The 12,603-nt window shown below is 67.6% G+C and carries 14 protein-coding genes; 3 read left to right on the top strand and 11 right to left on the bottom strand.

What is annotated here, in order from left to right:
- Nucleotides 1-372 precede the first annotated feature (372 nt).
- From QH290_RS28635 to QH290_RS28625, 3 genes are read right to left on the bottom strand one after another with little or no spacing between them, the layout of a single operon-like run.
- Nucleotides 373-876 (bottom strand): barstar family protein, encoded by a 504-nt coding sequence (locus QH290_RS28635; protein ID WP_280386303.1) that lies wholly within the window; start codon nucleotides 874-876, stop codon nucleotides 373-375.
- Between the two features lie 8 nt (nucleotides 877-884).
- Entirely contained in the window at nucleotides 885-1,358 is a 474-nt protein-coding gene (locus tag QH290_RS28630; protein ID WP_280386295.1) for a guanyl-specific ribonuclease, read from the bottom strand.
- The gene (locus QH290_RS28625) at nucleotides 1,355-2,191 is read right to left on the bottom strand and encodes an exodeoxyribonuclease III (protein ID WP_280261776.1); all 837 of its coding nucleotides are present in this window, start codon (nucleotides 2,189-2,191) and stop codon (nucleotides 1,355-1,357) included. The genes QH290_RS28630 and QH290_RS28625 overlap by 4 nt, the downstream gene beginning before the upstream one ends.
- 86 nt (nucleotides 2,192-2,277) lie before the next feature.
- Between QH290_RS28625 and QH290_RS28620 the strand changes: the two genes are divergently transcribed.
- Nucleotides 2,278-3,165, top strand: a complete 888-nt coding sequence (locus QH290_RS28620) for an alpha/beta fold hydrolase (protein ID WP_280261774.1) — start codon at nucleotides 2,278-2,280, stop codon at nucleotides 3,163-3,165.
- Nucleotides 3,166-3,221: 56 nt separating this feature from the next.
- On the opposite strand, the gene QH290_RS28615 is transcribed toward QH290_RS28620, so the two are convergent.
- The 8 genes from QH290_RS28615 to QH290_RS28580 all read right to left on the bottom strand — a co-directional run bounded on the left by QH290_RS28615 (nucleotide 3,222) and on the right by QH290_RS28580 (nucleotide 11,484).
- On the bottom strand, nucleotides 3,222-4,997 hold the full coding sequence (locus QH290_RS28615; protein WP_280386301.1) for an AMP-dependent synthetase/ligase: 1,776 nt from the start codon (nucleotides 4,995-4,997) through the stop codon (nucleotides 3,222-3,224).
- A gap of 14 nt (nucleotides 4,998-5,011) precedes the next feature.
- On the bottom strand, nucleotides 5,012-5,875 hold the full coding sequence (locus QH290_RS28610; RefSeq protein ID WP_280261770.1) for an alpha/beta fold hydrolase: 864 nt from the start codon (nucleotides 5,873-5,875) through the stop codon (nucleotides 5,012-5,014).
- 16 nt (nucleotides 5,876-5,891) lie between these two features.
- Nucleotides 5,892-7,145 (bottom strand): acyl-CoA dehydrogenase family protein, encoded by a 1,254-nt coding sequence (locus QH290_RS28605; protein WP_280386293.1) that lies wholly within the window; start codon nucleotides 7,143-7,145, stop codon nucleotides 5,892-5,894.
- Between the two features lie 24 nt (nucleotides 7,146-7,169).
- Nucleotides 7,170-8,039, bottom strand: a complete 870-nt coding sequence (locus QH290_RS28600; RefSeq protein ID WP_280386292.1) for an SDR family oxidoreductase — start codon at nucleotides 8,037-8,039, stop codon at nucleotides 7,170-7,172.
- 34 nt (nucleotides 8,040-8,073) lie between these two features.
- Nucleotides 8,074-8,949 (bottom strand): MaoC/PaaZ C-terminal domain-containing protein, encoded by an 876-nt coding sequence (locus QH290_RS28595; protein WP_280261764.1) that lies wholly within the window; start codon nucleotides 8,947-8,949, stop codon nucleotides 8,074-8,076.
- Entirely contained in the window at nucleotides 8,946-9,380 is a 435-nt protein-coding gene (locus QH290_RS28590) for a type II toxin-antitoxin system Rv0910 family toxin (RefSeq protein ID WP_280261762.1), read from the bottom strand. Before QH290_RS28590 ends, QH290_RS28595 begins: the two co-directional genes overlap by 4 nt.
- Nucleotides 9,381-9,408: 28 nt before the next feature.
- Nucleotides 9,409-10,617 carry a lipid-transfer protein gene (locus tag QH290_RS28585; RefSeq protein WP_280261760.1) on the bottom strand — a complete coding sequence of 403 codons (1,209 nt, stop codon included), beginning with the start codon at nucleotides 10,615-10,617 and terminating at the stop codon, nucleotides 9,409-9,411.
- Nucleotides 10,618-10,839: 222 nt separating this feature from the next.
- Nucleotides 10,840-11,484 carry a TetR/AcrR family transcriptional regulator gene (locus tag QH290_RS28580; protein WP_280261758.1) on the bottom strand — a complete coding sequence of 215 codons (645 nt, stop codon included), beginning with the start codon at nucleotides 11,482-11,484 and terminating at the stop codon, nucleotides 10,840-10,842.
- 168 nt (nucleotides 11,485-11,652) lie between these two features.
- Here QH290_RS28580 and QH290_RS28575 point away from each other — a divergent pair, with 168 nt between their 5' ends.
- Nucleotides 11,653-12,189, top strand: coding sequence for a nuclear transport factor 2 family protein (locus QH290_RS28575; protein WP_280386291.1), 537 nt, complete (start codon nucleotides 11,653-11,655; stop codon nucleotides 12,187-12,189).
- Entirely contained in the window at nucleotides 12,186-12,590 is a 405-nt protein-coding gene (locus QH290_RS28570) for a nuclear transport factor 2 family protein (protein ID WP_280386289.1), read from the top strand. The genes QH290_RS28575 and QH290_RS28570 overlap by 4 nt, the downstream gene beginning before the upstream one ends.
- Nucleotides 12,591-12,603 lie beyond the last annotated feature (13 nt).

The following is a 12,603-nucleotide window of genomic DNA, read 5'->3' as shown; positions in this document are numbered from 1 at the left end:
TTTTGGGTTTTTGGGGCCGGGGGGGGGGGGGGGGGGGGGGGGCCGCGCCGGGGGGGGGGGCCCCGGGGGGGGGGCACGCCTGTACCGTGCAGGCCGACGGGAGCGGGCTGTGTGCTCCCGCGACGGCAGTCGCCGATAGTGATCCCTGGTCCCAATGGCGAGTTCTGATCCAGAATTGCCTGCTCACCGGTTCCAAGAGCCCCGACCCCTACATCTGGTGCATTCCCTTCGGCAGCATGCCGCCCGGGGGCGTCTGAAATTCTGCGTCCCTTCGGCAGCATGCCGCCCGGGGGCGTCTGAATTCCTGCGCCCCTTCGGCAGCATGCCCCCGGCGTCTGAATTCCATCGAAAGCGGCCTGCCCGGGAGCGCGTTCACAATGCGAGGGCGACGGCCTCGGTGAATGGCTTGCCCTGGAGGACGACGCGGAACGTGGTGTTGTGCGCGGCGTGGGTGGTGGCGGCGTCGCGCATCGCCTCGGTGAACCACTGACGTTGGCCGGGCTGGTCCGCCAGCAGCTCGTCCGCGTCGCGGATCACCGCGACGTATCCTGGTGCGTCGCCGACGAAATCGGGCAGGTCGCGCAGGCATTCGTCGAAGGCGTCCTTGTTCTCGCCGAAGTAGTACGGGAACTGGAAGGCCGCGGCGAACTCGTCGAAAACGCCTGCGGTGGTATGCATCTTGGCGCCACGCAGCTCGCGGACGATGTACTCGGCGGGGGCCTGGTAGCGGACGCTGCTGAACTCGCCGTCTCCGACGGCGAGTGCGCCGAGTACGGGGGCGGACCGGCTCGAGTCGGCAGACTCTGCGGCGGACCGGCTCGTAGCGGCGGACTCGGAGGCGGACAGGAACTGCGACAACGTCATCGGCGTGCTCATCGACCCCATCACCGCATCCTCGTGAATGTCTTGTAGTGGTCGCCGGTGTAGTAGGCCGAGCCGTCGCTCCCGGTGACTATGCGTTCGGCGTCGCGGGTCTGGCCGCGTTTCTTCGGATTCACGTCCCATTCCTTATAGGTGATCGTTTTCCCGGAAGCATCCGTTTTCGCCAGTGTTCCTTCACGATTCATCCATTGGTCGCCGCCCTTGGTGCCGGGCGAGCCCGCAGAATCCGGCCAGCGCCCGGCATCGATCTCCTGCAGCGTCTGGTAGGCCCGGTCGGGGACGCCGGGCGCGCGACTGGTGACCGGTGCGGCAGAAGTGTTGCCCGCCTTGGCCGTAGCGCTCGCCGTCCCCGACTTGGCGACCGCCGAACCGGAATCCGTTCCGCCGCGCAGCGCCAGCACGCCCGCGACCACCACCGCCAGGATCAGCCCGCCCAGCACCAGCAGCGTGCGAATCCGCTTATCGGACAGGTTCATCGGTACTGCACCGTCACCGGGGCGTGGTCCGACCAGCGCAGCGCATACTCCGGCGCGCGTTCCACCACGGCCTGTTTGGCGCGCGCCGCCACCTCCCCGCGCGCCAGCTGATAGTCGATGCGCCACCCGGCGTCGTTGTCGAAGGCGCGGCCGCGGTAGGACCACCAGCTGTACGGGCCGGGGACGCCCGGATGCAGCGCGCGCACCACGTCGACGTACCCGGCGGCGAGCATCTCGTCGATCCAGGCGCGCTCGCCGGGCAGGAACCCGGAGTTCTTCACATTGCCCTTCCAGTTCTTGATGTCCAGCTCGGTGTGCGCGACGTTCCAGTCGCCGCAGATCACGAAGTCGCGGGTCTGGGCCTCGAGGTGCGCGCCCAGTTCGGCCAGGAACCGGTACTTCTCGTCCTGCATCGGCGTGTCGGCCTCGCCGGTGTGCACGTACACGCTCGCCACGGTCAGCTCGTCGAATTCGGCCTCGATATAGCGGCCGACCCCGTCGAACTCCGCACTGCCGAATCCGATGCGCACCGCCCGCGGCTCGCGCCGGGACAGGATCCCCACGCCCGCCCGGCCCTTCGTCCCCGGCTCGGCGTGCGCCAGATGCCACCCGGACTCCAGGGCGGGCGCCAGCGCCTTACGGGTCTGCTCGTCGGTTGCCCGGGTCTCCTGCAGGCAGATGATGTCGGCCTCGGTGACCGCCAGCCACTCGAGCATGCCCCTACCCGTCTTACCGGTCGCGGCGCGCACACCGTTCACGTTGATGGTCGAGATCGTGCAGTAGGAGGAGTAATTGTCCGACTGGGCTTCGGAGAACAGGTCGTCTGAGTGCACGCCTCACGATATCTCGGGGGCAACGGATCGTTTGCCAGCCCTGCGGGAGCGCCGCGGACCGTACAATCAGGGGATCAACACTCCCTGTGGACATCGAGGTCCAGGAAGGGGTGACGACGATGACGTCCGGCACCGCCCACTCCACTGTCCCGCTCATGCCGATGTCGGCCCTGCACACCGGGTCGGGCGACCCGCTGTTGCTGCTGCACGGGTTCATGCTCTCGCCACACTGCTGGGAACAGGTGGCGTTCCGGCTGTCCGGCACGTGCGAGGTGTTCGCCCCGGCCTTCACCGGGCACTGGGGCGGGCCCGCGTTGAACGGCTGGTATCTCGATATCGACGTCCTGGCCGACCGGGTCGAGGCGCAGCTCGACGAATTGGGTTGGCGCACATGCCATATCGCGGGAAATTCGCTCGGTGCGTGGGTGGGGTTCGAGCTCGCGCGCCGGGGCCGGGCCCGCACCCTGACCGCGATCGCGCCCGCCGGCGGCTGGCAGACGCCGTCGCTGCTGCAGATGCGGGTGGGCCTGAAATTCCTGTCGCTGGTGCCGGTGGTCGAGATCGGCAAGCGGCTGCCGCCGCTGGTCCGGTTGAGCGCTCCCGCACGGCAATTGGTCTCGATGCTGCTGAGCAAGAACACCGCGGCGGCGACCCGGCGCGGGATCGAGGCGGCGATCACCTCGGCCCTGAACTGCCCGGCGATGCTGCCGCTGCTGGCCGCCGGGCTGCGCATGCCCGCGCTGGAGGACCTGTCGACGCTGCCGACCCCGGTCCGCCTGCTGATGTGCGAGTTCGACCGGGTGATCCCGAATCGCGCCTACGCCAAGCGTTTCCTGCGGGAGCTGCCCGACTCCGCCGATCGCATCATGGTGCACGGCGTCGGCCACGTCCCGATGCTGGAGGCGCCCGACCGCATCGCGACGCTCATCGCCGAGCACATCTATGCCAGCCGCACGCATCTGCGTGCGGTGTAGGGAGGCCGGCGGATCGGTCACAACCCCTCGGCACCGATCCGCCGGCTGTACCGTCCTCAGGCGTACATCGCCTCGATGACGTCCGCGTAATCCGCGGCGATCGGCTTGCGCCGCAGCTTGCCGGTCGGTGTCAGGTGGGTGCCGCCGGGCTCCCAGATCTCGTCGAGAATCGTGAAGCGCTTGACCTGCTCGACGCGTGACAGCTTGGTGTTCGCGACGTCGATATCACCCTGTATCCGCTTGTGCACCAAGGGATGTGCGGCCAGCTCGGCGGGCGTTCCGTCCAGCCCGTGCGCTGCCGCGAACGCGGCGGTGGCATCGGGATCCAGACAGATCAGGGCGGTGTTGTAACTGCGCTGATCACCGATCACGACCACGATCCCCACCAGCGGACAGGCGGCGACGACGGTGTTCTCGATATTGGTCGGCGACATGTTCTTGCCCGCCGCGTTGATGATCAGTTCCTTCTTGCGGTCCACGATCCGCAGGTAGCCGTCGGGGTCGACCGATCCGATGTCACCGGTGTGCAACCAGCCATCGGAATCTATTGCCTCCTCGGTCTTTTCGGGATCGCCGCGGTAGCCGCGCATCACCATCGGCCCGCGCACCAGCACCTCGCCGTCGTCGGCAAGCCGGATTTCGGCGCCGGGTACCGGGGTGCCGACGGTGCCGAGCCGGATGCGGTCGGGCCGATTGACGGTGGCGGCCGCGGTGCATTCGGTCATGCCGTACGCCTCGCACACCCGTAGCCCCAGACCGAGCACGAACTCGTGCACCTCCGGCGGGATGGGCGCCGCACCGGTCGCGGCGATGCGCAATCGGTCCAAGCCGATCCGGGCTCGGATACGAGACAGCACCAGCCGATCCGCGACGGCGTGCCGCACGCGCAGCGGCACACCGGGTGCGCGGCCTCGGGATTCGACGCGCACCCGCGCGCGCCCGGTCTCGATCGCCCACTGCGCCAGCGCTCGCCGCAGCGGACTGCGCTCGGCCGCCAGCGCCGATTCCACCGCGGTCCTCATCTTCACCCAGACCCGGGGCACCGCGAGAAACGCCGTCGGACGGATCTCGGTCAGTGCCTGCACCACCTGCTTCGTCTCCGCGAGGTCGGTGATCTGCACGCCGTGCAGGAGGTTCACGTAGTGGGTGAACCAGCGGTTGGCGGCGTGCGCATCGGGCAGGTACGAGATCACCTTGTCGTCCGGGGTGATCTCACCGAATTCCTCGATCACCCGGGCATCGGCGATGAAGTTGGCGTGCGTCAGCTCGACGCCCTTGGGCGGTCCGGTGGTACCGGAGGTATAGACGATGGTGAGCAGATCGTCGGATCTCACCGCACGCCAGGTCTTGTCGAAATCGAAGTCGGCCGATGGACCGGCCTCGACCGCGTCCAGGCCGATCGTCCCCGGCGGGGCCGCGTCGACGCAGACCACGTGCTCGACGACGCCGCCCAGTTCCTTGGCGGCCAGCACGACCGGGACGAACTGCTCCTCACAGATCACCACGCGGTTGCGGGCGTTGCCGAACAGGTAGGCGAGGGCCTCGGCGGGATTGGTGTTGTACATCGAGAACGGCGTCGCCCCGGTGTGCAGGACCGCTGTGTCGCACAGGTGGAATTCGGGCCGGTTGGTGAGCATCAGGGCCACCGTGTCGCCCCGCCCCACACCCAGGCCCGCGAGCCCGGAAGCGATGGAGCGCACGCGTTCTCGATACTGCCGCCATGTGACTGTCACTGCGTCGCCCGGCGTGCGCAACGCCACCGCGTCGGGGTTGCGGGCCGAAACGGACTGGAATGCCTCGCACAGCGTGTGTGCGCTGGGCTGCTCCACGATTGCTCCTGCTTGTCTCACCCCGCTGCATCTCTGCGTGGTGTAATTCGGGTGTCGATGAAGGTCGAGATCGTGTGGGCGGTCGCCGCCGGGTCGTCGAGTTGGGGACAGTGACCGGCGGCGGGGAGGACCCTGAACTCGCTGCCCGGGATCAGCCGGTGGAGGTCGGCACCCGCCTGGACCGGCACGATGCGGTCCCTGCGGCCGTGCAGGATCAGGACCGGGCACCGCACCGGTACCTGCGGGTATCCGTCGACGCTCTCGCGGGCGAACCGCACGGCGTTGGTGAGCAGCCAGGACAGTCCGGATCGGGTCGCGTATCGGGTGCGCCAGCGCAGTACCGTCGCCGGATCGGCGGCTCGGGGATTGCCGTAGAGCAGTACTGCCCACGCGGGGCCGGAAATCCACCGGATCAGCGGTTCGGGCGCCAGGCGCACCAGCGAGGCGACCGTCGGCGGGCCGACTCGGCCGCGGGCGCGGCGAGCCAGCCAATGCCGGGACAGAATGGGCTCGTCCAGTGCCACGATGCCCGCGACCCGCGCGGGGTTGCGTTGCGCCGCACGGATCGACATCGTCACGCCGAGCGAATTGCCCACCAGCACAGCGGGCCCGGTGGTCGCCAGGAGGCCGTCGACGAAGGCGTCCAGCTGAGGCAGCAGCGGGCCGGGCCCGAACGGGTCGGCCGCACCGAATCCGACGACGTCCACCGCGCGAGCCGGACGGCCCTGTCCGGCAAGGTATTCCAGCACGCCACGCCACGTTTCGGCGCAGTCGGCGAAGCCGTGCAGGAAGACGACGGGTGTGCCGCTTCCGGCGATCGTCAGTTCACGAGTTCTGATTCCGGCGTAGTGGGCATCCTGTTCCCGTACCGGGTTCGGCATAGTGATGACTCCGTCGTCAGGAACCCAGCAGGCCCTTGGCTATGTGCGTCACCTGGATCTCGTTGCTGCCCGCGTAGATCATCAGGGATTTGGCGTCCCGAGCCAATTGTTCGACGCGGTATTCGGTCATGTAGCCGTTGCCGCCGAACAGCTGCACCGCTTCCATGGCGACGTCCGTCGCCGCCTCGGAGCAGTACAGCTTGATGGCCGATGCCTCCGCCAGCGTCGGCGGCTTGCCCGCGCGGGCGCGCTCGATGGAGTTGAACACCATGTTCTGCACGTTGATTCGCGCCACCTCCATCTTGGCGAGCTTGAGCTGCACCAGCTGGAAGCGGCCGATCTCCTGACCCCACAGCTTGCGGCTCTTGGCGTAATCGACGCAGAGCCGGTGGCATTCGTTGATGATGCCCAGCGCCATGAAGCCCACGCCGATGCGCTCGGCGGTGAAACTCGAACGGGCGCTTTCGCGTCCGTCGCCGCCCTTGTGCTCCTCGGTCTCGCCCAGCAGCCGGTCCCGACCCAAACGGACGTTGTCGAAGAACAATTCGCCGGTCGGCGAGGCGTGCAGGCCCATCTTCCGGAACGGCTTGCCCTGGGTGAAGCCCTCCATGCCCTTGTCGAGCACGAAGGTCAGCACCTTGCGGTCGCGCTTGTCCACGTTCGCGTCGCGCTCATCGAGCTTCGCGTAGACGATCACCGTGTCGGCGTAGGGGCCGTTGGTGATGAAGGTCTTCTGCCCGTTGAGGATGTAGTCCTCGCCGTCGCGCCGGACGTAGGTCTTCATCCCGCCGAACGCGTCGGAACCGGAATCGGGCTCCGTAATGGCCCACGCCGCAACCTTTTTCATGGTCACGATGTCCTTGAGCCACCGCTCCTGCTGCGCGAGCGTGCCGCGCGACATGATGGTGGTGGCGCCGAGACCGATGGATACGCCCATCGCGCTGACCAGGCCCATGCACACCCCGGACAGCTCGGCGATCAGCACCGCCATCAGCGACTCCTGGCCGCCGAACGGGCCACCGCCGGAGGACTTGCCCTTCTTCTCGCCGGACTCCTCCCCCGCGGCCTTGGCGCGCTGTTTGGCCAGCAGCTTGTCGACCGCCTCGCCGCCCATCGCATCGATCCCGAACTCGGCGAACAGCTTCCGCAGGATCGGATACGGCGACTGTTCGCCGTTTTCCAGGGCGTCGAGCTGCGGGCGGACCTCTTTGTCGATGAAGCCCCGCACCGCGTTGCGGATCAGCTCATCGGTCTCGGACCATTCGAACATCGTTGTTCTCCCAAAGGTTTCGGACTACGGCAGCCGGGCGGCGATATCGTCGATCAGCCAGGGTCCGTCGGTCTCGATCGTCTTGACGTCGTGCCAGCCTGCCAGCTCGGAGATGGCCTCGCCCTGCACGGCGAACACCTTGCCGGTGATCGGGCACTTGTCGCTGGCCAGATAGGCCACCAGCGGAGAGATATTGGCCGGGCTGAAGGCATCGAACTCGCCCTCGGGGACCTCGGCGGCGAAGATCGCGCCCATGCCCGGGGTGGCCAGGGTCAGCCGGGTGCGCGCCATCGGCGCGATCGCGTTGACCCGCACCCCGTAACGCTCCAGTTCGTCGGCCGCGACCAGGGTCAGCGCGGCAATCCCCGCCTTCGCCGCACCGTAGTTGGCCTGACCCGCATTGGGCACGGTGACCCCGGAGGCGGAGGCGGTGTTCACGACCGCGGCATTGGGCTGATTGCCCGCCTTGGACTGTTCCTTCCAGTACGCCGCCGCATGCCGCAGCAGATTGAAGTGCCCCTTCAGGTGCACGGCGATGACCGCATCCCACTGGGACTCCTCGAGCCCGGCGATGAAGCCGTCCCGCAGGATACCCGCGTTGTTGATGACGACATCGAGCTTGCCGAACTCCGAAACAGCCTGCTCCACAAGCTCTTTCGCACCGTCCCAGGCGGCGATGTTCGCGGTGTTGGCCACGGCCCGACCACCGGCGGCGGTGATCTCGTTCACCACCTCCTGCGCCGGGCCGACGTCGGTGCCCTCACCGGCGTTGTCGCCGCCGAGGTCGTTGACGACCACCGCCGCGCCCTCGGCCGCGAACAGCAGCGCGTGCTCGCGGCCGATGCCGCGCCCGGCGCCGGTGATGACGGCGACCTTGCCCTCCAGTGCGCCCATATGTGTTCTCTCCTCAGTCTGTTCGATGTCCGGGTCAGTCCGCGATCTCGGCGAGTCCGTCACTCAGTACCACGTCGTCGCCGCGCACGGTCTCGAACGCGTAGGTCGTGATGCCGTTGTCGGACTTCACCTTCCAGATCCGGGTCTGCAGATCGTCGCCGGGGAAGACCATCTTCGCGAAGCGCACCGCGAAGCGCCGCAGCCGGTGCACATCCGAGCCGCCGACCTCGGTCAGCACCGCCCAGGACGCGAAGGCCATCGTGCACAGGCCGTGCGCGATGATGCCGGGCAGCCCGGCGTCCTTGGCGACCTCCTCGTCCAGGTGCAGCGGGACCGGATCGCCGGAAGCCGGTGCGTAGCGGTAGGTCTGGTCGTCGTCGATGTGCTGGGGCACGGTGGCGAGCGGCTCCTGTGCGCGCAGGCTCTCGTCGAACTTGTGCCCCGGGGCCTGCTGCCCGACCGTCTCGCCCGCGTCGATGTTGCGGAAGAACGCCGTCAGATATTGCTCGTTGACGAGTTCGCCTGCCTCGTCGCGGCTTTCGATGTGGATGGCGATCGTGCTGCCGTTGGACCTGCCCGCGTATCCGACCGCCCGGGCCCGCGACACCAGGGTCTCGCCGGGCCGGATCGGGCGATGGAAGTGGAAGTCCTGCTCGCCGTGCACCACCCGGCCGAAGATGTCCATGGGCGCCACGTCGATGACCGGCACCATCATGGCGTCGAAGACCGGCACGATCGCGAAGACCGGGGAGGCCACCTCGCCGTCGCGGTGGGCCGCGATGGGATCGTTGGTGGCGGCGGCGTATTCGGCGATCCGCTCGCGCGTGACCTCGAAACGTTCCTCGTCGGACCAGGTGTTCAGGCCGGAGTCGTCGAATTCGACGACCCGGCCCTCGGTGCCCGTACTCACTTGGCCGCCAGCGCCTCGAGTTGCTCGAGGGACTTCTCGAGCTGCTTCATGCCGTCCTTCTCCACGGCCTTGCCGAGCGCGCCCTTGATGAGCGCGCCCTCGAAGTCGCCGTTGACCGCCAGCTCGCTGCCGTCGCCCGCCGCGGTGATGGTGAAGGTGAATTCCACCTTCACACCGGCCATTCCGGTCGCGGTCAGGGTCAGCTTGCTGGGCGCGTCGACGTCGGCCACGTTCCACTCGAACTTGTTGGCCATGCCGAGCATGACGACCTTGGCGACCAGCTTGTTGCCCACCTCGAGGGTGGCCGGGGGCTCCTCCATCCACCGCTCGTGAATGGAGAACCAGTCGCCCCAGGTGTTCGGATTGCCCACAACCGCCCACAGCGCATCAGGCGCGGCAGACAACTTCTTGGTGTATTCGATGTGGCCCATGTGTCCTCATTCTACGAAGAATGTTGGTTTATCGACGATCCGCGCGCTGGTAGGCCGTCACGATGGCCGCGCCGCCCAGGCCGATGTTGTGCTGTAGTGCCGCAGTGACATTGGATACCTGGCGCTTGTCGGCCGTGCCGCGCAGCTGCCAGGTCAGCTCGCTGCACTGCGCCAAACCCGTTGCGCCCAAGGGATGTCCCTTGGAGATCAGGCCGCCGGAGGGATTGACGACCCACTTGCCGCCGTAGGTGGTCTGGTCGGCGTCGATGAGCTTGCCCGCCTCGCCCTCGCCGCACAGGCCCAGCGCCTCGTAGAGCAGCAGCTCGTTGGCCGAGAAGCAGTCGTGCAGCTCGATCACCTGGAAGTCCTCGGCTCCCAGCCCGGACTGCTCGTAAACCTGTTGCGCGGCTTTGACATTCATGTCGTAGCCGATGATGCCCTTGGCCGTGCCGTCGAAGGTGGAGGCGAAGTCGGTGGTCATGGCCTGCCCGACGATCTCCACCGCCTGGGCGGCCAGGTTGTGCTTGTCGACGAATGCCTCGGAGGCGAGGATCGCCGCGCCCGAGCCGTCGGAGGTCGGCGAGCACTGCAGCTTGGTCAGCGGGTCGTAGATCATCCGCGCGTCCAGGATGTCCTGCATCGAATACTCGTCCTGGAACTGCGAATACGGGTTGTTGACCGAGTGCTTGTGGTTCTTGTACCCGATCTTCGCGAAGTGCTCGGCGGTGGTGCCGTAGGCCTTCATGTGCTCGCGACCGGCGGCGCCGAACATCCACGGCGCGGGCGGGAACAGCACCTCGGAGATCTCGGCGAGGGCCATCATGTGCTTGGCCATGGGCTGCTCGCGGTCGTCCCAGGTCGAGCCGAGCGATCCGGGCTGCATCTTCTCGAAGCCCAGCGCCAGCGTGCAGTCGGCCAGCCCGCCCCGAATCGCCTGTGCCGCAAGGTACAGCGCGGTGGAGCCGGTCGAGCAGTTGTTGTTGACGTTGACGACCGGGATGCCGGTCATGCCCAGCTCGTAGACCGCCCGCTGGCCCGAGGTGGACTCGCCGTACACGTAACCGACGTATGCCTGCTGCACCTGATCGTAGGAAATCCCGGCGTCCGCAAGGGCTTTCGTGCCCGACTCGCGCGCCATGTCCGGGTAGTCCCAGTCGCTGCCGTCCTCGTTCTTGCGCCGCCCCGGCTTTTCGAACTTCGTCATGCCGACGCCGACGACGTAGACCTTGTTCGCCATCGAACTCCTCACATCTGGCCGCCGCGCGGACGGCGTGGACGATCCCGTCGGGACCGGACTAAAACAAACATACAGAGCTGTATGTAACTTGGCAAGGGGTGCGGGATTCCGGCCGGAGGCAGAGGTGGGACGGCGGCCGGAAATGAGGTGGAGCGACGGCCGGAGGCGAGGTTGGACCGTGGCCGGAGGAGAGGTTGGAGCTGGCCGGGTGAGGCGGGTGGGTCAGTTGGGCTGACGTAGGCCCGGGAGCGAGGCTTCCGCGGCGATGCGCAGGTGGGCGGAGGCGCGTTTCCAGCGGCGCAGTGCGCGGTCGGAGTCGGGATCGATGAAGTTGGAGACCAGGATTCCGCGCAGCGCGTCCATGGCGGTGTAGACGAAGTCGCGCGCTATCTTCCGGTCGACCTCGTCGGGAACCATCTGGGCGACCGCCATGAGCACGGCGTTGTTGACGAACGGCTCGACCTTCGCCATCTCGGCGGCGAGCACCCGATCCACGCGGCCCGCCACCCACAGCTCCATCGCCGCGATGAACAGCGGGCCCTGGTGCAGTTCCCACAGGAAGTCCAGGACCGCGGCCAGCGGGTCGTCCTCGGCGCGGAAGCGGCCGAGTTCCTGCATGGCGGCGTCGGTGCGGCGCTGCGCGAGGTGGCTGATCGCGGCCACGACGAGGTCGGTCTTGGAGCCGAAATGGTGCACCTGCGCGCCGCGCGTGACGCCCGCGCGCTCGGCGACCCGCGGCGTGGTGGTGCCCGCGTAGCCGTATTCGACGAGGCAGTCTATGGTGGCGTCGAGCAGCCGGACGCGCATCTCACTGCTGCGCTGCTCCTGCGTGCGACGCTGCGGTTTCGAGACTGCGGGCCTGGCCATTCCGAAGATTGTACACTTACATGCAGACCTGCATGGAAGTGGTCTCCGCAGGGCCCCGGGTTTGCCCGATCGCCACGAATTTCCCCGGATTGCGAACAGAAGTGCCGAACAGGGGAACCCGAGTGCATTCACATTGCCACTCCCGCACACCGCTGCATACCGTGTGAATTGTCGATCGAGGCGGGGGATCTCATCGACTTCGGTTTCGAAAATGTTAACACGATTCTCACGGGGCGGTACGAGATGACAACACAATTGTCGACGGCGGAGAAAATCGATCCCGGCGTATCCGACTACGATTCCTGGAGCCGGTTCTACGCCGAACACATGGCGGCGCTCGACGGGGGCAATGTCGCGAGCTGGTCGGCGGATTTCCTGCCGGAGGCCATCTTTACCGCGAGCGGGCTCGAGAATCCGCTGCGCGGCGCACGGCAGATCGGGGATGCGGCGGCCGCCGGGTACGCGGCGCGGGAGAAGTCCGGCGTCCGGCACCGCCATCTGGTGTCGATGCTGCGGATCGAGCCGCGCACCCCGATCCTCACCCGGGCCACCAGCTACGTGCTGGTCATCGAATCCCGCGCGGGCGGCGGCTCCGAGATCTACGCCAGCACGCTCTGCGAGGACCTGCTGGTCCGCCGCGGCGACCGCTGGCAGATCCGGTTCCGCCGCGTCACCCGCGACGACAGTGCCTGGGGGCGGCCATGATCACCGCCGCCGCGGCGAATGCCGAGCAGTTCTACGCCGAACAGGTGCACGCCCTGGACCGCGCGGATTTCGCCGCCTACGCCGCGACGTTCCTCCCGGACGCGGTCTTCCGCATCGTCGGCGCGCGCACCCTGCTGGGCCGGGCACAGATCGTCGAGCACAGCCGGACACTGCGGGCCCAACGGTCGGCACGCAATGCGGTGCAGCGGCATTACATGTCCAATTTCTCGGTCGATCCAACCGCCTCCGGCGCCCGGGTGCGGGCCATTGTGCTCACCGTGGAATCCGCACCCGGCCAACCGGCCCGACCGACCGGAATCATTTCGTGTGAAGACATCCTCGCCCGCGATTCCTCGGGGCGATATCTCGTCGAATTGCGCACGGCGACGCGCCTCGCCTAGCCGTTCCATTTAC

This window comes from Nocardia wallacei (genome assembly GCF_029869545.1).
GTDB lineage: Bacteria > Actinomycetota > Actinomycetes > Mycobacteriales > Mycobacteriaceae > Nocardia > Nocardia wallacei_A.
The sequence above is the reverse complement of the archived record's forward strand: the minus strand, read 5'-3'. Positions and strand labels throughout refer to the sequence as shown.

Bases quoted from the DNA above. Each gene is read 5' to 3' on its own strand.
- QH290_RS28635 (WP_280386303.1), bottom strand. From the start codon at position 876: ATGAGCACGCCGATGACGTTGTCGCAGTTCCTGTCCGCCTCCGAGTCC.
- QH290_RS28630 (WP_280386295.1), bottom strand. From the start codon at position 1,358: ATGAACCTGTCCGATAAGCGGATTCGCACGCTGCTGGTGCTGGGCGGG.
- QH290_RS28610 (WP_280261770.1), bottom strand. From the start codon at position 5,875: ATGCCGAACCCGGTACGGGAACAGGATGCCCACTACGCCGGAATCAGA.
- QH290_RS28605 (WP_280386293.1), bottom strand. From the start codon at position 7,145: ATGTTCGAATGGTCCGAGACCGATGAGCTGATCCGCAACGCGGTGCGG.
- QH290_RS28600 (WP_280386292.1), bottom strand. From the start codon at position 8,039: ATGGGCGCACTGGAGGGCAAGGTCGCCGTCATCACCGGCGCCGGGCGC.
- QH290_RS28590 (WP_280261762.1), bottom strand. From the start codon at position 9,380: ATGGGCCACATCGAATACACCAAGAAGTTGTCTGCCGCGCCTGATGCG.
- QH290_RS28585 (WP_280261760.1), bottom strand. From the start codon at position 10,617: ATGGCGAACAAGGTCTACGTCGTCGGCGTCGGCATGACGAAGTTCGAA.
- QH290_RS28580 (WP_280261758.1), bottom strand. From the start codon at position 11,484: ATGGCCAGGCCCGCAGTCTCGAAACCGCAGCGTCGCACGCAGGAGCAG.
- QH290_RS28570 (WP_280386289.1), top strand. From the start codon at position 12,186: ATGATCACCGCCGCCGCGGCGAATGCCGAGCAGTTCTACGCCGAACAG.